14 protein-coding genes are annotated in these 17,748 nt (G+C 40.4%); all 14 read right to left on the bottom strand.

Translation table 11 applies throughout. From position 1 onward, the window contains the following. Positions 1 to 14: 14 nt before the first annotated feature. A complete protein-coding gene (locus I7804_RS04915) occupies positions 15 to 1,787 on the bottom strand; it encodes an MBOAT family O-acyltransferase (RefSeq protein ID WP_248405219.1) in 1,773 nt (590 codons plus the stop codon). Further along, positions 1,787 to 2,725 (bottom strand): UDP-glucuronic acid decarboxylase family protein, encoded by a 939-nt coding sequence (locus I7804_RS04910; protein ID WP_022752683.1) that lies wholly within the window; start codon positions 2,723 to 2,725, stop codon positions 1,787 to 1,789. Before I7804_RS04910 ends, I7804_RS04915 begins: the two co-directional genes overlap by 1 nt. Before the next feature lie 337 nt (positions 2,726 to 3,062). Next, positions 3,063 to 4,286 (bottom strand): hypothetical protein, encoded by a 1,224-nt coding sequence (locus I7804_RS04905; RefSeq protein ID WP_248405218.1) that lies wholly within the window; start codon positions 4,284 to 4,286, stop codon positions 3,063 to 3,065. A gap of 93 nt (positions 4,287 to 4,379) precedes the next feature. Further along, positions 4,380 to 5,075, bottom strand: a complete 696-nt coding sequence (locus I7804_RS04900) for a glycosyltransferase family 2 protein (protein ID WP_034484053.1) — start codon at positions 5,073 to 5,075, stop codon at positions 4,380 to 4,382. Between the two features lie 64 nt (positions 5,076 to 5,139). Further along, positions 5,140 to 6,261, bottom strand: a complete 1,122-nt coding sequence (locus tag I7804_RS04895; RefSeq protein ID WP_022752680.1) for a glycosyltransferase family 52 — start codon at positions 6,259 to 6,261, stop codon at positions 5,140 to 5,142. A gap of 7 nt (positions 6,262 to 6,268) precedes the next feature. Further along, entirely contained in the window at positions 6,269 to 7,639 is a 1,371-nt protein-coding gene (locus I7804_RS04890) for a hypothetical protein (RefSeq protein ID WP_248405217.1), read from the bottom strand. Positions 7,640 to 7,683: 44 nt separating this feature from the next. Further along, positions 7,684 to 8,910: an ATP-grasp domain-containing protein gene (locus tag I7804_RS04885; protein ID WP_248405216.1), complete on the bottom strand. Its 1,227-nt coding sequence runs from the start codon at positions 8,908 to 8,910 to the stop codon at positions 7,684 to 7,686. Positions 8,911 to 8,921: 11 nt separating this feature from the next. Continuing rightward, entirely contained in the window at positions 8,922 to 9,974 is a 1,053-nt protein-coding gene (pseG, locus tag I7804_RS04880; protein ID WP_248405215.1) for a UDP-2,4-diacetamido-2,4,6-trideoxy-beta-L-altropyranose hydrolase, read from the bottom strand. 78 nt (positions 9,975 to 10,052) lie between these two features. Continuing rightward, on the bottom strand, positions 10,053 to 11,090 hold the full coding sequence (gene pseI, locus I7804_RS04875; protein WP_022752676.1) for a pseudaminic acid synthase: 1,038 nt from the start codon (positions 11,088 to 11,090) through the stop codon (positions 10,053 to 10,055). 48 nt (positions 11,091 to 11,138) lie between these two features. After that, entirely contained in the window at positions 11,139 to 11,840 is a 702-nt protein-coding gene (gene pseF / locus I7804_RS04870) for a pseudaminic acid cytidylyltransferase (protein ID WP_248405214.1), read from the bottom strand. A gap of 120 nt (positions 11,841 to 11,960) precedes the next feature. After that, entirely contained in the window at positions 11,961 to 13,646 is a 1,686-nt protein-coding gene (locus I7804_RS04865) for a hypothetical protein (RefSeq protein WP_248405213.1), read from the bottom strand. Between the two features lie 91 nt (positions 13,647 to 13,737). Next, on the bottom strand, positions 13,738 to 14,940 hold the full coding sequence (locus I7804_RS04860) for a glycosyltransferase family 2 protein (RefSeq protein WP_248405212.1): 1,203 nt from the start codon (positions 14,938 to 14,940) through the stop codon (positions 13,738 to 13,740). A gap of 34 nt (positions 14,941 to 14,974) precedes the next feature. Next, the gene (locus I7804_RS04855; RefSeq protein WP_248405211.1) at positions 14,975 to 16,396 is read right to left on the bottom strand and encodes a hypothetical protein; all 1,422 of its coding nucleotides are present in this window, start codon (positions 16,394 to 16,396) and stop codon (positions 14,975 to 14,977) included. Positions 16,397 to 16,404: 8 nt separating this feature from the next. Continuing rightward, positions 16,405 to 17,736, bottom strand: coding sequence for a glycosyltransferase family 4 protein (locus I7804_RS04850; protein WP_248405210.1), 1,332 nt, complete (start codon positions 17,734 to 17,736; stop codon positions 16,405 to 16,407). Positions 17,737 to 17,748 lie beyond the last annotated feature (12 nt).

Here is a 17,748-nt window from a genome sequence, read left to right as displayed (position 1 = left end):
GTTGTATGTTTATATTAAAAGCCTAGGTAAATATAGGTGCTTACGTTGGCGAATTTGATCACGGACCATACAAATAGTATAGCAAGGAGTATTGCGCCTTTTGCGTTTACTTTATATCTGGACGTAAGCTGTGATGCATTATTGGATATGAATGCAAGGTATGCGCTTATCAGTATTATGATCCACATGCATACGGCGGGGCCCCAGGTCATGCTTGCTATTGGGGTTATTTTAAATATATACCACAGTTCATCTATCTGGAAGCACTTGATAAGGTCGGGGCTTATATGGAGCGGAGATGCGCCATTATAGCCTATTCCTATCATCTTGCTTATGAGGTTTAGTGCTTCTTGGATACTTTGAGCTCTGAAGAATACCCATGCTACTGTCACGAAGATGAAGGTCAGTATTACTGCGGCAATATGGCATAGTCTATATATTAGTGACTTATGCGCTAAAGTTTCAGATCTTGTAGCTGCCCCTGTTTCTCCATTCGCATTTCTACCAGTTTCAATAACTGTTTTTGTATTTGCGCTGGTATTCATATTTGCATTAATGTTTGTATTTACACTAGTATTTGTATATATATTTGAATTTACTATGGCTTTTGTATCTAAATCCGCATTTACTCTTGTGTTTGTCTTGCTCTTATTCCTGTTCTTAACTGCTCTTGTTATCACATATAGTATTCCGTGCATGGCTCCCCATACGATGAAGGTTAGTCCTGCGCCGTGCCAGAGGCCTGATAATGTGAATATTATCATGAAGTTAAGATAAGTTCTTAAAGCTCCTTTTCTGTTGCCTCCAAGTGGGATGTACACGTATCTGGTAAAAAAGGTTGTGAGGCTCATATGCCATCTTTTCCAGAAGTCGTCTATGTTCCTTGCTTTATAAGGACTTTCGAAGTTAACAGGAAGGTCCATTCCGACCATCTGGCAGATGCCTCGTCCCATGTCGCAGTAGCCGCTAAAGTCAAAATATATCTGGAATGAGTAGCACACCGCAGTGATCACCGCATCCACCGGTGTCAGCACCGCAAGGCTGTTATAACCGTAGTCTACTGCTACTGCCAGGGTATCTGCTATTATTACTTTTTTGGACAAGCCTAGAACAAAGAGCATCATAGCCTGCATGAACTTCTGAGCGCTCCATCTATGCAAAAGAGCCTTTTCCAGATAGCTCTTCATATCATTATATCTAACGATAGGACCCTGCAATATTTTAGGAAAAAAAGTTATATAGAATAGATAGTTAACAAGGCTGATCTTACCAGATTCTTTTTTATATACATCTACAAGGAGCGATATCTGCGAAAAAGTGTAGAAGCTGATAGCTATGGGAAGCAATATAGATACTGTTAACTCTTTTCCAGTAAATAAGTTCAGGATATCAGCCAGAAAACCTGCGTATTTAAAAAAGATAAGAAGTGCTATATTGCCGCAGATACCTGTTATCAGCAGCGCTTTATTATTATTTACATGAATGTTCTTATCAATAGCTACTAAAGTCTTGGTCTTATCATCAGTTCCAGAGCCGAGCAATCTTATAAAGATATAGTTCCATATAAGGCTTATAAGTAAAACGCCCAAAACTTTTACGCCGAAAAAGGCAAAAAATACAAATGACAAAATAACGCAGTAAAGCTCGACTACGCTTTTTGCGCAGGCGGGCTTTTTGCGTGTTATATTAAATAGATTTTTTTCATTAAAAAGGTATGTAATTCCATAATAGCCTGCTACAAATACCGGCAGGAATATGAATACAAACGCATACGAATTAAATAACATCAGATGACACCCTTAAAGTAATCAATAGTCTTCTGAAGTCCGTCGCGGAGTGCGACTGTAGGCTCCCAGTTAAGTTCTTTCTTGGCAAGTGTTATGTCAGGCTTACGCTGAGTAGGATCATCAACAGGGAGATCCTCATATATGATCTTGGAGCTGGTACCTGTAAGCTCTACTACCATCTCTGCAAGCTGCTTGATAGTGAACTCGCCGGGGTTACCGATATTGACAGGTCCTGTGAATCCTTCTCTACTGTTCATGAGTCTTATCATGCCTTCGATCAGGTCGTCAACGTAGCAGAAACTCCTGGTCTGGCTTCCATCGCCGTATATAGTGATATCCTGTCCGCGAAGAGCCTGAACGATGAAGTTGGATACAACTCTTCCATCACCTATATCCATACGAGGTCCATAGGTATTGAAGATACGCATGACCTTGATATCCACGCCGTGCTGTCTGTGATAATCGAAGAAAAGAGTCTCTGCAACACGCTTACCTTCATCATAGCAGGAGCGCGGTCCTATTGTATTAACTCGTCCTCTATAGCTCTCAGGCTGTGGATTGCACTCAGGATCTCCATATACTTCTGATGTTGATGACTGCAGGATCCTTGCGCCTGTTCTTTTTGCAAGGCCAAGAGCATTAAAAGATCCGTATATAGAGGTCTTGGTAGTATAGATAGGGTCTCTTTGGTACTGAATAGGACTTGCAGGGCATGCAAGGTTATAGATCTGATCACATTCTACATAAAGAGGCTGTGTCACATCATGTCTTATAAATTCAAAGTAAGGATTATCAAGTAGGTGGCGTATATTGTCTTTACTTCCTGTAAAAAGGTTATCTACGCATACTACGTCATTGCCAGCTTGTATAAGTCTGTCGCATAAATGTGATCCCAAAAATCCGGCACCGCCGGTAACAAGAACCCTGTTTTTTCGCATAAGCATCCTCCATTTTTTATTTACTCAGACTTCCTACTTGGACGGATCAGCTTCCCCAAAAACTTTACAGGGGGCAGGCAGTATATAAATCATTGCCACACTGTTAATCATTTTATGACTTCATGGCATGATATCTGCAAATTTTTATTCTGGGGTCCAAACTCGCTGCGCTCAGACATGTGGACCCCTGGCAGAATAAAAATCTCCATCTATCACGCTCATGAATTCTATAAAATGATTAAAAAGTGTGACAATGATTTATATACTGCCTGCCCCCTGTAAAGTTTTTGGGGAAGCCGATCCGTCCAAGTGGGAAGTTTTAGTTATTTATTCAAAATCACTCTACCTCGTACTTCTCAAATAGAGTTTCATAGTCATAGCTTTCAATTATGCTGCGAAGATGCTGCATATCTTTTTCTATATCGCCTTCAAAGATCTCTTCTGTGCCGTCATTAAAGCATTGGACCATCCAGGCGTTGTATTCGGGCTTATAGTGGATCTCGTCCGCATAGTTATTGATATCCGTTATGATCTCTTCATTGTCCATGAAGTCAAAGAGTCTTACGTTATCGTAGGATAGGAGCGTACCCGCTATATACTCAGTCTGGTATAAGGTCGCATCTAAGTGATTCTCCTGCACTACGTCATACCAGTACAATAAGCTGTATGGGGCAAAAAAGATATAGAAGGTTGTCTCTTCATGCTCCTGTATAAAGGGAAGTATATTCTTCTCAAGATTGGTGGCAGTGTCCTTTATATAAGCATTTACCGGAGTTTCTTCACTAACCTTATCTGCAGGAGTATAGTTTGGCATAACCCATAATTCATTATAATACTCAGGCGTCCACCAGCTGTAGTATACAGTGGAGAGATCTGTGCCGCGTCTTTGTATGACAGGCTTTAATATATACTGAAAGAGTACATCTTTATTAAAAATATAATTTACATCATTAAAGATATTGTCATCATACAGATATGTTGGAAGCTCATATTTAGTAGCATCTATATCCGCTGTCATGACATTGGGGTCTATTACCATGAAGATTGCCTTGACATCCCCATTTTGCCTTGAATAGGAATCCTCATCATATATAAAGGACAGGATATTATAGTCATCTCTTGGAAGGGCGCCGCTATAACTAAGCTTTATAGTATTAAGCCCCATCACGTTTGCAAAATCAGCTGTATTAAAATTAACTGTCATAGACGATCCCACAATCGCGCTGTCATAGATCATATTCTCAGCCATTCCAGGGTTTTGCGACAACTGATTGTCCACTATATATGGGAAACCTTCAATAGGCTTATGATAGTGAAAAAACGGATCGATGGTCACCACAAGTATAGCTATAACAAGAAGAAGTCCAACGCACGTTCCAAAAAAAGCAAAAAGCGCCCCACTTCCGCTACTTCTATTAACACTTCTGCCACCGTTTATAGTGGCACTACTATGAGCATTATCACATCCGTCGATCTTATCTGCTTTTCCCGTCGTCTGAGAATTCTCTATTATATTTCCATTTTTCTCACTAACTATTACATCTCTTTTTTTATCAGCCATAAAAAGATCATCTCTTAATAAGTAATTACATTCATAATCTCATCTTCCCATGTCAGGGATACTGCCATCCCCAAGCAGGAAATCTTTACGCTATTATTTCTTGTTTCTGTACTTCCAGATGCAGTAGATGGCTCTAAGACCGTCTTTAAAGCCTATTTTCTTGCCTTCTTCATTGGTTCTTGGATCGTAGGAGATTGCAACTTCTGCGATCTTAATGCCCCTGTTACTGATCTTCTCTGTGATCTCAGGTTCAAATCCAAATCTCTTTTCTTCAATATCAATGCTCTGGATGATCTGGCGCTTAAAGCACTTATAACAGGTCTCCATATCTGTGAGCTTTTGATGTGTGAAAATATTAGAAAGAGCTGTCAGGAACTTATTGGCCATCTGGTTAGCTCTGTACCCCTTAGATACACCTGCAAGGAATCTTGAACCATAGCTTACATCAGCATCTCCATTAAGGATAGGCTGAAGCACCTTGATATATTCCTGCGGATCGTACTCCTGATCAGCATCCTGGATTATTACATAATCACCTGTTGCATGAGCAAAACCTGTCTTTAAAGCCCCGCCTTTACCCTGATTGACTTCATGATAGATGATCTTATCTACAAGAGGCTTAACGCTCTTTTCAAGAATATCTCTGGTACCATCAGTACTTTTATCATCAACTATAATGATCTCTTTGTTCTCTACAGGTGCCTTGCGAACCCTCTCAACTATCTTAATAATGTTATCTTTCTCGTTATAGCATGGTATAACTACAGAAAGGACGTAACTTTGCGCCATCACTTAACTCCTTGATTTCCCTTATTATTATATTTTTTATGCCTGTATTATATCCGTCTTATATTCAGTCCTTGATCTGCTCGTTGATCCTGTGGATCTCAGGTGCTTCATACTTGTCCATGAAGTCATCTCCAAGGAATATCTTCTCATCAACGAACTTTATAGAATCAACTACTGTATATACAGATACCAGTCTGTCGAACTTGAGACCTTCTATAAAGTTGAGCATCTCCATAGGGAAGTTACCTGACAATATGATAAGATCAGGGAACAGCTCGTTATAGTCAAGGTAGTCGCGGGGGTGCTGTTTGATCATCACTATCGCATCCTTGCCGTCAACTTTACTGTACTCATTAACAAGATCAGTAAATATCTGCTTTCTTACAGGAAGTTCACACAAGGGTTCTGATAATATCAGGACTCTTGGCTTATCTTTGCCTTCATCAAGCTGATCTTTAAGTTCATCCATATTTTCTATAAAGAGTTTTAACATCAGCTCTTTATCAGCTTTTTGAAGCTCATCTGTAAGATCTTTTCTCGGAACTTCTATATACTTCTTACATGGATAATCCAGTATTGATATATCATTAACTTCCATATCAAGGCAGTACTTACCATATCCGTTCTGGATGAAGATAAGCCCTATAGCGCTCATAAATGCCTTGAACTTAAAGTGTCCGTTATTGTCATATCTAGCTGTATCACCGTATTTGATACAGTTAAGGCCATCTTCAAGAGCATGATAATATATATGCTTATAATTAAGATAATATCCGATAGGATCTGAATCACAGAATACGTATATATCCTTGTATTTCTTAAAATCAACCGGGATATACTTTTCCTGAAGCTGTCCAAACCTTTTACAGAACCTTATCCTGTTGATCATGTTCTTAACAAGGCTTCCTGTATTAGTTCTCAAGGGCTTTAGCTCTGGGAAAAAAGTATCTTCTTTTTCATCATACTCTATTACTTCTTCAAAGAGTCCGCACTCCCTTGCTCTTTGAACCATGGAGCCAAACTTGTTGGACATCTTGGACAATACAAGAGTTGCCCGTCCTATGCTATTACTACCGTTAGATGCCTTATCGCCGCCAAGCGCAGCTTCATGCATTATATGAAATTCCTTAAGACATGCCACATACACATGGTAGAAAGTGTGGCATACATATATTCTTTCGTGCATTATATCCTCATCTTAGAAGTTCATCTATTGTCTCTTCAAAACACTCTTTGGTCTGAACCATATCAAATCTGTCATACCTCTGGTCTATCCAAAAGCACAGGATGTGATCTGCTATATCCTTAGATACAGGGCATACCTTAGCCGCCTCATCTGATACAGGCCACAGGACAGGTGCATATATTCCCTTACCTGCAAGAAGCCTTTCGAAGCCGTCTCTATCAATCACATGATCTTTGTCGCAAGAGCTTTCTTGCCCAGCATTCCCGGATATGTGATCATCTTTTTTGTTATCATTTTTGGTATTATCAGCTATATCTTTATTAAGACGATCTGTATCTATCATTACAGGCAGCATAAAAGCTGGCATACCGGACTTTTTCTTTGGGAAAAGCTTAAAATATACATTATTATGTACAGATTTTTCCAAAAGCTCATATAGTGTATCATAATTATTGTTTCTTGTTGATACTATTTTTTCTACAGGGACGCTTTCAAGATAGCGTCTGCTCTCATCTGATATTTCATACATATCTTCGCCATCTGTAAGTGTATCCTCCGCATGTCCCAAAAGCTCTCTAAATCTTGTTTTAAGCTCCTTATCACCGTTTTGAAGATACTGCGTTTTCATTCTAAGTGCCTTGGATCTTTCTGCGGCAAAAGAGTTCTCGCCTTTTAAAGGCTCTATACTAAAACTATCTGTAACGATCCCGTCACTTATATGATCATCATCTGTATCTAATAAGTTTTGGCCTTTTATATGGTTATTTATAACTTTATTATTCCTGATAGCAACAGCGCCGTCAGGAACTCCCATCCATTTGCGGATACTTCCGATGATATAATCTGCATTATCTGTATCGAAAGTTGAAGGAGCCAGAACTCCTTGTGTTACATCCTCAATAACATAGATGCCATCATCAATGCTCCTTATGAAGCTGTTAAGACTACTTATATCCGTTATGCCATAATACACAGCTGTAAGTACCATGATTACAGGCTTGTCTTCACCTTGCGAACATATGCCATCTATGATCTTTTTAAGGCTGTCAGTATCTACGGATAGATCTTCATTAATTCCATAGAACATAACTTCTGCACCATGTACTTCAAAAGGTCTGTACATAGAATCACAGCAAAGCGCAGGAAGAAGAGCCACATATCTAAGCGCGCCTCTACAATTTGCACTAGTTTCTTCCTTGTGACTGTTCACAGCGTCAGCTTTTGCTAGTGCTATATTCTTAATATCCTCACATACATAACCAATGGCATCTCTGCCGCAGCGAAGAAGTCTTACATCTCCAGATCCTTCATACATAGCTGTAAGATCTCTTGCTTCTTCTTTTTCTATATAATTAAATTCACTACCAATTTCGTACATGGCTATCCTCATGTTGCAAACTAAGATCTATCTGCAACTGGATCTTAGTCTTTTATTGTAATAACGATCTTTGACAGAGCTTCTTCGCAGTTTCTTTCGGCTTCATCTGCATCTTTACCTGTTGCGATCACATGTCCGACTCTGTCTGAACTTGAGTGAAGAGGAGGTACTATGTCTCCTTCTTTTTTGTATAGGACAACTTCTTCTACGCCTGGCATAGACTTAGCTTCTTCTACTCCCTCGATGCTCCCTATAAGGCCTTCTGTGGCGGGTATGAATCTTATGGCAGATCCTCTTGTTATAGTTCTCTTCCAGGATGGTTCATCGCCAAGAACAGCGTCAAGTTCGCAGTCATTTAAGTTTACTCCGCTGGATAATGGAACAAGACGGGATGTGATGAAGTCTCCGCCGAGTCTTGCAGCTATCTCTACAAGTTTTGCTCCACTTGGAGTTACCTTGATTTCAGTATGAGAAGGTCCGTCAGTTATACCGACAGCTTCTATAGCTGCAAGTGCCACATTTCTAATGTCATCCTGCGCTTCATTAGAAAGTCTGCTGGGCTCTGTATGTCCTGTCTCTACAAAATAAGGCACATGTGTTACTTTCTTGTCTGTAATAGTTATGATATGAGTTATACCATTTACTGTAACTGACTCAACGCTTACTTCCGGGCCTTCCATGTACTCTTCTGCAAGTACTCTGCCGCCTCTTGAATACTGGCTTGTAAAGTCCCATAGATTTTTTAATGATTCTGCATCTTTGGATATATCAAGATCATCAGCACTAACAAGCTTAACACCTCTACTTGCAGCATTATCAGCCGGTTTTAATACGAACACAGGCTTTAAGGTATCAGGCAGGTTCTTTACAAGATTTTCAAAATCTTCAAAATTTTCTAATATATAAAAATCCGGTATCGGAACATTTTTTTCTTTCATCCTAAGACGCATCCTGGACTTGTCAGTTGCGCATATAGAGTTTTCATAGGATATTCCTGTTTTGTGACCAAGCTTCTCATTGACCCATGAAGCTGTCCTTACGGGCATGTCGCTTGTGGATGTCATGATGTAATCAGGCTTATATTCTGTAGCTGCCTGTAATACTGCATCCTTATCAATTGTACTTATAAGAAGGAACTTGTCTGCAACGTCCCTTGCTGCGCATTCAGGATCATAATCAAGGACGTATACATAGAGTCCTTTTTCTTTTGCTTTTAATATTGTGGGCATCTGAAGCATGCTTCCGCCCAGGATAAAAATAGATCTGCTCATATATTTCCTTATCAGTGGCTATTAGCACTTTTTATATAACTTGCTATCCTATAAGCTCCCTTACCATCGATCATGGCATGCATCTTATCGCCAAGATCTCTTCTACGGGCTTTTTCCATATTCATAAGATCAGCTACCTTATCACTCATAGAATCAAGAAATGCTTTCTCACCATTTCTAAAATCCCCGATATATGCTATAAGTCCTTTTTCATCAAAAAAGTGGGCATCAGATAACTGATTGTCTGTAAAAGTATAAGATATAGACGGAACCTTGCAGGCACTAAGTTCATACAGCGTAGTTCCTGCCGGAGTTATGCCTATATCGCAGGATCTCATGATGCTGGCAACATCCGTAACATTCTGATGGATCTCGAGGATAGAATCAGCTACAAGCTTTCTAAGATAATCTGTTATCTTAAAAGACCTCCCTGCAAGAAGGACTATCCTTATATCAGGAGATGATTCGCTATCCTGGGACGATCTTATATCACATAATCGCCTTATTATCTTCTCGCATATACCAAAAGTATCCATTCCGCCTGATGTTATAAATATCCTTATATCATCGCCTTCGTGGTCTGAATCTTCATATTCACTAAACTGAGGTCTAAGCGGCACATAGTCTGTTCCAAGTAGGAGCGAGACGCCATCAGATCCGTATTCGGTCTTATAGTCATATTCTGTATAACTTGGGCTATAGTTAACGATAGCATCTACCTTATAATGAAACTTATGTATATCATCTATATATATTACTTTTGGGCCCAGCTCATGCAGAGCTTCCATATATTTAGGTGTCACATAATAGGTATCAAGAAGTATCGCGTCGCACCCCTTCATCTGCTCAAGGCTATCAATCTCAGTATCAAGATCATCCCACTTACTTCCAAGTATTATATTGTCATATCCTCTTTCTGTGGCAAAAGAGGGAACGCCATCATCAGCGCTATAGAAGGTGACTGTAGCACCTTGTTTTATAAGTTCATCTGCGATTGTAGCACACCTCATAAAATGGCCTGTTGCCACCGTTTCATTGATGTCTGCTCTGATACCGATCTTCATACTCTAACCTCATCCGGCCCGGAAGCTTACCTACTGTCTCATTCATATGAACGAGCCTACACCCGCTTTATATAGTCATCACTCAATAAGCTCAAATGCCATTGGCGTACCACGCTTGATGTCAGCCTTAGCTTTTTTTCCTAAAATATCATCAAGGTACTTGGGCTTAAGTCCTGCATTGGGACGTATACTTCTGACATTTACTGTTGTAATCTCTTCCCCTTCCTTGATATCTTCTACTGCAAACAGAGATCTCCTGTCGCCATACTCTCCGGAAGAAAGTTCATTATCAGTTGGTCCGTAGTGAATGGTGCCAAGGGCTGTTGTCACTGCTCTGACATTCTCAACCATACTCTTATACTCTGAAGGCTCCATGGAAAAAGCGCTATCTGCTGTCTTATACTCTCTTGATATGCAGAAGTGCTTCTCGATGACTCTTGCTCCAAGTGCTGCAGCGCCTACTGCTGCCGCATATCCCATGGAGTGATCAGAAAGCCCTACAGGTACGTTAAATTTCTGTATCATATCAGGAATAGTCTTAAGATTAAGATCCGAAGATACTGTGGGATATACGTTGCAGCATTTTAGTATTGCAACCTGATCGTTACCCTGAGAGTGGATAGCATCAAGAGCTTCCCTTATCTCTTCTTCTGTTGCCATGCCTACAGACATGATAATAGGCTTATGTTTAGAGGCAATATATCTTACAAGAGGGATATCAACAGCTTCAAATGATGCGATCTTATAGGCTTCAATGCCGATATTCTCAAGATAATCTACAGCTGTAGGATCAAAAGGTGATGACAGAAAATCAACTCCGCACTCTTCACACTTTTTCTTGATAGGCTCCATCCATTCCCATGGGGTATATGCTTCTTTGTACAGGTCATGGAGGTTGTATCCGTCCCAGAGTCCGCCATGGATCTGGAAGGCCGGAGCATCACTGTCTATTGTGATAGTATCAGCTGTATAAGTCTGAACCTTAACACAGTCAGCACCTGCCTTAGCTGCAGCCTCTACTATCTCAAAAGCCTTCTCTATAGAGCCGCCGTGATTGGCACTCATCTCGGCTATCATATATACTTTTCCGTTATTTATATAATCCCAAAGCTTCATATTAACCTCATATTTCCTGTATAAATAATACTTTACCAACCTGAATCTTTATTTATTACGATGCTCTTCTAAGAACTTGTACTTAAGCTCAGCCAGTATCCAGTCACTTTCATTGTCTATGTCCTGAGACTCGACAGGATCGATGATGTAAGGGACAGAGTTCTCCATTGTTGTATCTTTAAATATCTTGAAGTCCTCAACCTTAAAGATATAGAACTGTCCGCACTCGTGGTAGAGTTTCTGAAGATCCTGGCTTCTTGTCTGGGCATATTCCGGATGGAGCATCTTCACATAACCATCTTCGTTTATAAAAAGTCCTCTCTGAGGCGGATATGAAAACTCTGACATAGGAACTATAGACTGTGCTCCTGATGTAGTCAAAAGATTCATTGCATCCTTGAGTTTATCTGCTGTAACAAATGGTGCTGTAGGATAGATGCAGCAAGCTATGTCGAACTTCCTTCCCATCTTCTCATAATTATCAAATACTTCCAGAAGGACATCTGCTGTTGTTGCAGTATCTGTAGAAGTTTCTGCAGAGCGCATGAACGGAACATTGGCTCCTGCACTTCTGGCAATATCTGCTATCTCTTCATCATCTGTTGATACCATGACTTCATCGAAGATGCCGCTTTTAAGTGCTGCTTCTATCGAATAGTTTATAATAGGTTTTCCGCAGAAATCCTTTATATTTTTGCGCGGGATTCTCTTACTTCCTCCACGTGCTGTAATTATTGCTATTGAACTCATGTTTATCCTCTTATTATTTGTTTAATTTAAGCCACCTAGAGAGCCTTACACATTATACCATGTCATGTTTGTTGATGTGACTATAAAAAGGTCCATTAATATGCAGTACACTAGCTTATGCTATGACTCACCTTTGCCTACAATCTCATACGTAGTCCAGTTCTCTTCATGGCCTACTTCTTCGTAGCTTCCAAGGCTGTCGCATGAATCTACTATCATATTAAGCATCTTTTCTTTATTATCATCATCTGCAGCATATACGATCAGCTTATTACTTGAGCAAATGGCTTCATCTGTGATAGCTTCGTCATTTTCCTGACTTACAAAATAGACTCTTGGGTATTCCATAAGTTCATTAGTGATCCACCAGACTTTATCAGGGGTGGCACTGTTGTACATTACAATTACACAAGCGTCCTTGTTATCCCTTGCATACTGCACTTTGGCTCCTTCTTCCTGATACAAAAAGAGGATATTAGAGCCTGATATGTCGCATCCAAGTCCCCACAGTATAAGAAATGCGCAGAAAACATAAAGGACGCCTCTACTTATCATATCCATCTTTTCCTTAATGCTTAGGGAAAAGAGCTTGCCGGTCTCAATTCTTGCTGCCAGTTCGCCCAAAAGAAGCTCAAGTGCTGTAATTATAACCAGGACAAAGAGCCAGTAAACAGGCATTTCATACCTGTTGGAGGTATCTCCCAGTAAAAGGCCTGTCTTGGCAACTACCATGAAGTAAGCTACGCCTGTTATTACCAGCATCATATATTCAGAGCTTACTCTTATCTTAAGAACTATAAATCCTACAAAAAGGAGTACTGCAACAATGACAAATAATCCCGCAAATACTCCTTTATTCATAAGTCCTGCATAAAATAAAAGTCTTGACGGAAAGTTAGCTATATCCTGAAACTCGCTTATAGCTTCCGTCCCTCTATACCCGGCAAAAATATGTGCTGCTGCCGATGGATATGTGACTACTGCAAGCCCTAGTGAGACAGCACAGCTGCATACATAGATTACCGCTTCAATAAGCCTTTTTGAAAATCTGTTGCCGCGTCCTGATCTTCTAAATAGGAGCCATATAGTAAAGCACATGCCCATAAATACGAAGAATATCAGATAATAGTAGTGTGTCAGAAATCCAAGATAAGAACATACCATCACAGGCAGCATATACCTAAGCCAGAACACCAGCATGGACTTACTGTCTGATAAGAGAATGGTATTCTCGACTGCCCTTGCTGCTCTAAGGAGTATTATGTGAAGTAGGGCGCAGCCTATTACAAAAACGTTCATCCACATGTACATCCTTGTGAACATAACGAATGATACTGTCATAGGATTAAAGCCCCAGATTGCCAGGACCAAAAGCTTTGTAATCTCACTGACTCTTAAGATATCCATAAGTTTTGATAACAAAAGCCATGCTATTACAAATGCGATCATATTGACCACAATTCCTATCCATTTTGAAAAAAGTCTTGGAACAATGGAACATGCTGTATGCAGGATGTCGTAGTAAAGGGGCGGATGTACATCCCAGGACTGAACAGTAGATACAAGGCCATAGTTAAACCCCTGTCCTGGGATAACTACGAATTCATCCTTTATGGTATCAGTATCCTGCCACTGCCTGTCTGTTACGAAAAGTCCCGCTGTCCTGTTGGATGAATAATAAGAATAGTATTCATCTTCGTGAAAGCCTTGTTTTCTGATTCCTACGACAATGCAGATAATAAGCTGCAGGATTAGAAGTATATATCCAATTGTCTTAAATAGTGTCTTTGAACTATCCTGACCCATGAGTTAATTGCCTTTCTTACCGATATTCTCTTAGCCTTCATTCTATTTATGAAGACAATTTTTGTACGGGATTGCCGCTCGTTGCCAACTATTATATGCGTCTTACAAAAGCGTGCACTTTTCTTATGGTTCTTGGGTTATGTGTAAAGAGACGCAAGTACAGGCGCTGCCTTCTGGACAGGTAGGGATTTTCCTTAATTTCAGCCTTATGCTCTTTTACAAATCTGCACACGCCTTGATAGAACCCGTTGTCATCCGTCATCTTTGATATCGGGATGTGAAGCAGGTAATCGAGTCTTTGTACCAGCGAGAATCTCATGGTATATTCCGCAAGATCAGGATATCTGTCTTTGGCAAAAGAGGTTACGTCATCAGCATTTACAACTATGTCTGTAAATACAGGAGGGAAATAGTCTTTGTCAGTAGCTTTCTTCCTTGAATTAGAACCGCTTCTGTAATAGACATGATAGCCTGTGTCTGTTGTAACTACCACTTCTCCTGCGTCAGGGAGCATATGATATAAAAGCCAAAAGTCCTCGTTAAGAACTCCTTCCGGGAAAAGTCGTACTTCCCTGTTCATGGTATCTTTATTCAAAATACCTTCATTCACAGTATCTTTATTCAAAGTGCCTTCATTCACATTACCTTCATTCACATTACCTTCATTCACATTATCTTCATTCACATTTTTGTTATCTACTGTATTTTCAGCAACATGAGAGAAGCTACTATCTTCAGAACTTCCACAAAATCTTCTCACCGCTTCATCTATATCAAAAAGTTTCCTCGATGTAAGCTTGGTACAAAAGGACGCATCGCCTCTATGCATAAGGAGTTCTTTCAAGAATCCCTTATCCGTGTAGATTGTCTCCCACTCAGGAACCTGCACTACATCAGGAAGCCTTGATCCGTCTTCTGCGATCTCGTCTCTTCCTGTCTGAGCCATAAGAGCATTATTCCTGATAAGAGCATCTACAAGTTTTTCATACATGAAGGGAGCGATATAGTCATCACTGTCAACAAAGCCTATATAGTCGCCTTCTGCCTTTGAAAGGGCATAGTTTCTGGCTCTTGAAGAACCTCCGTTTGGTTCATGAAGAGCAGTAACGTTTGAATATTTTTTTGCAAGTTCGTCAATGATCCTGCCTGTATCATCTGTAGACCCATCATCAACTACAAGGATCTGTATAAGTTCCTCGGGATAAGTCTGCTTTACAACTGACTCAACACATCTTGTTATTAGATTTTCAATATTGTAAGCCGGTATAATGACCGTTATCTTAGGTCTTTCCATTATTAGCTTTTCCCTTATTTTCAGTCATTTATTATTAAGACAGAAGTTTTTCTTCCGCCTTTTCTATTTTTAGTTCCTTCTTATGTACCTGTGAATAAAGGTCTTTTCCTAAAAGAAGGATAATGCCAAGGAGCATAAACGCAAACACTACAAGATTGGCAGTAGTAAGCGACGATGATGCTCCCCACAAGAATCTTGTATACGTCACAAGGGTTATAAACTGCAGCACTATCGCAAGGATAAGGCGCCTGAATCCGAACATTCCATAGATGAAAGCAAAAACTTCTGCAACATATCCGTATCTTTCATGCATGCATGGAAGGCAGTATACTACAAGCTGGCTTACAAATACAACCAGTGTCAGGTAGAAGAGCTTGTCATCCTTGAACTTCTTGTTGTACAGGTAATAGGCAAGTATTCCAAGGAGCATCACTGTAAATACTTCGCCGCAGGTTATGATCATCTGCCTAAGCGTTTTGTCAATATCAGAATAGATGATGGTATATATGTTTGGATAGTTCATTGTAAGTCGCGAAAACATCGATACTTGATGTCCGTATATACCAAGAAGTGATCCAAAGCTTCTTCCTACAGGCTCTAACACGAGGCTTTCGCCATTAACCGCAAAGTCGCTTATCCAGGATACATTGCCTGTATCAGCAAGAGATGCTATATCTACTGTAACTTTAGAAGGAACCAGCGCTCCAGCTATAGCTGCAGGTATTATGACAAGCACGTACATTACAGGTACGCAGAGTATATAACGGATCTTCGTCTTATTCCGCAGCCAGGCGATTATAAGAACAGGAGCCAAAAAGATTGCCTGCTGCTTCCAGCAAAAAGCTATGGCAAAATACAGCCAGGTCCTTAGATCTTTTTTCCTAAGAAGTGATAAAAAGCTCAGCATTAGAAATGATGTATAGATAGCATCATTCTGGGCCCACGCAGCAGAATTAAGGAGCACTGTTGGAACCACCATCATAACCCCCATTGCCATCATGGACTTATGAGAATCACTGGTCATCTCATATATGATCCTGAATGTCGTGACAGCCAGAACTACGTCAAATATGCAGTCAGACATTTTCACAAGGAACATATCATTGCCACCGCCGTTATTAAAAAGGTTCAAAAAGACGATCAGGTACTGATACAGGCAGTTATAATCAAAGGTTGAAAGGTGATCTGCTCCGCCAGGTTCAACGCCTATATAAGGAACCCCCGCTGCATGGCAGTTCCTTATCTCTTTCATCCAGTCAGCAAAGGCCAGTTCATAATCTCCGGACATCATTCCAAAGACAGCAAATCTTGCCACAAGTCCCAGCATTATGATAGCTACCGCAAAGAAGATATCGATGAACTCCAAAGTGATACCAAGAATATTTATTTTTTCATGTAAAAATCTGTCAATCGTCCTCATCTGATCCTCCATGCCGGCTTTTTGTTTTTTACCCAAAATTCAAATCATCTCTCAAGCGCATGATATATTTCAAGAAGTCTTGCGTAGTTAATATCTGCGTCGTGGGTCATAAGGGCATGTTTTCTTGCATTCTCACTATATACGCCTGTTATGACTCTCTCTTCCCATATCTGGAGTATAGCCTCTGTAAGCCCTGCCACATCTCCCGGTTCAAACAGTATTCCGTCTCTGCCATCGTCAAGCATACTGGGAATTCCGCCTGTCCTTGCTGCAACGATCGGAACTCCAAGGAGCATGGCTTCTCCTACGCTATTTGGCGAATTCTCTACGATAGACGGGCATACAAATACGCTCGCCTTAAGATACTGCTCTTTCATCTGGGCTGCAGATAGCTTTCCAAGTATAGTCACGTTATTCTTAAGACGTCCTTTTGCTATCAAGAATCTTAGATACTTGCCATAAGCTGATATTCTCATAAAAAGAGGATACCTGCTGCCCCTTATCTGTGCTCCGTTTTCATTAGGAATTGTTACAGTCTTTCTGTCAATTGCGCCTATGATACTGTTCCCTGCTACATATACGTGAGTATCCGGATACTTCTCCATAAGCTTTGGAAGCGCCTCTAATACGAAGTGGAATCCCTTAAGAGGATAATCTCCTTGTGACAGGAAGATGGAATGAGGCACTGCTTCTTGCTCTCTCCACTCTCCTTCGTAGAAATCCTCCCTCATAGTCTCGTTCATCGCATGATACTTGGCATCCGGATTGATAGTAAGAACTGCATTTCTGTCAAAAGAGGTACGGCCTGTAATATGACCAACCCTTTTTATCATCTCTCTTTCGTTTTCTGCACGAAGTCTGAACTTGGCCTGCTGTTCTAATAAAGAGTCATGCTTTAACTTATCTCTTATCGTAGCATCTTTCCTTACATGCTCGGGAAGTTCTGCCATATACTCATCTGCTATTGCGCAGCATAGTCCCTGAATTCCAAGAAGGGTCTGGGAAGGTTTGTCATAAGCCTTGATCATAGCAAGAGAATGCGGGAACTCTGTTCCGAAGATGTGGACAACATCAGGGTTATAATCTTCTATTATCTCCTTGAATCTTGTCTCAAGTTCAGGTTTATAGATTTCAGGCGTATTCAGGTTTTCATGGAAGCTATAGAAGACAATTCCGTCAATTTCTTTTTTGTCCCATTTATCGTGCTCTGGCACAGGGAAGCAGACAGCAAGGTCTATGTCACACTTTCCGTCTTTTCTCCTTGCGCGTATCTTGTCAAAAGAGCCTGAGAGCCAGCCCTCACGATTTGTATATTCAATTCCTTCATGCCTGGCAAATGCCGGAAGCATAATATTACAAAGCCATAAAACTTTCATACGATCACCGTT

Origin of the sequence: Butyrivibrio fibrisolvens (assembly GCF_023206215.1) — a bacterium.
Classification (GTDB): domain Bacteria; phylum Bacillota; class Clostridia; order Lachnospirales; family Lachnospiraceae; genus Butyrivibrio; species Butyrivibrio fibrisolvens_C.
Note: the sequence above shows the minus strand (reverse complement) of the source record. Positions and strands in the feature narration are given on the sequence as shown.

Excerpts from the sequence above, each read along its gene's own strand:
- I7804_RS04865 (WP_248405213.1), bottom strand. The coding sequence starts at position 13,646 with ATGGGTCAGGATAGTTCAAAGACACTATTTAAGACAATTGGATATATA.
- I7804_RS04885 (WP_248405216.1), bottom strand. The coding sequence starts at position 8,910 with ATGAGCAGATCTATTTTTATCCTGGGCGGAAGCATGCTTCAGATGCCC.
- I7804_RS04860 (WP_248405212.1), bottom strand. The coding sequence starts at position 14,940 with ATGGAAAGACCTAAGATAACGGTCATTATACCGGCTTACAATATTGAA.
- I7804_RS04900 (WP_034484053.1), bottom strand. The coding sequence starts at position 5,075 with ATGGCGCAAAGTTACGTCCTTTCTGTAGTTATACCATGCTATAACGAG.
- I7804_RS04850 (WP_248405210.1), bottom strand. The coding sequence starts at position 17,736 with ATGAAAGTTTTATGGCTTTGTAATATTATGCTTCCGGCATTTGCCAGG.
- I7804_RS04895 (WP_022752680.1), bottom strand. The coding sequence starts at position 6,261 with ATGCACGAAAGAATATATGTATGCCACACTTTCTACCATGTGTATGTG.
- I7804_RS04890 (WP_248405217.1), bottom strand. The coding sequence starts at position 7,639 with ATGTACGAAATTGGTAGTGAATTTAATTATATAGAAAAAGAAGAAGCA.
- I7804_RS04905 (WP_248405218.1), bottom strand. The coding sequence starts at position 4,286 with ATGGCTGATAAAAAAAGAGATGTAATAGTTAGTGAGAAAAATGGAAAT.
- I7804_RS04915 (WP_248405219.1), bottom strand. The coding sequence starts at position 1,787 with ATGTTATTTAATTCGTATGCGTTTGTATTCATATTCCTGCCGGTATTT.
- pseF (WP_248405214.1), bottom strand. The coding sequence starts at position 11,840 with ATGAGTTCAATAGCAATAATTACAGCACGTGGAGGAAGTAAGAGAATC.
- pseG (WP_248405215.1), bottom strand. The coding sequence starts at position 9,974 with ATGAAGATCGGTATCAGAGCAGACATCAATGAAACGGTGGCAACAGGC.
- pseI (WP_022752676.1), bottom strand. The coding sequence starts at position 11,090 with ATGAAGCTTTGGGATTATATAAATAACGGAAAAGTATATATGATAGCC.
- I7804_RS04910 (WP_022752683.1), bottom strand. The coding sequence starts at position 2,725 with ATGCGAAAAAACAGGGTTCTTGTTACCGGCGGTGCCGGATTTTTGGGA.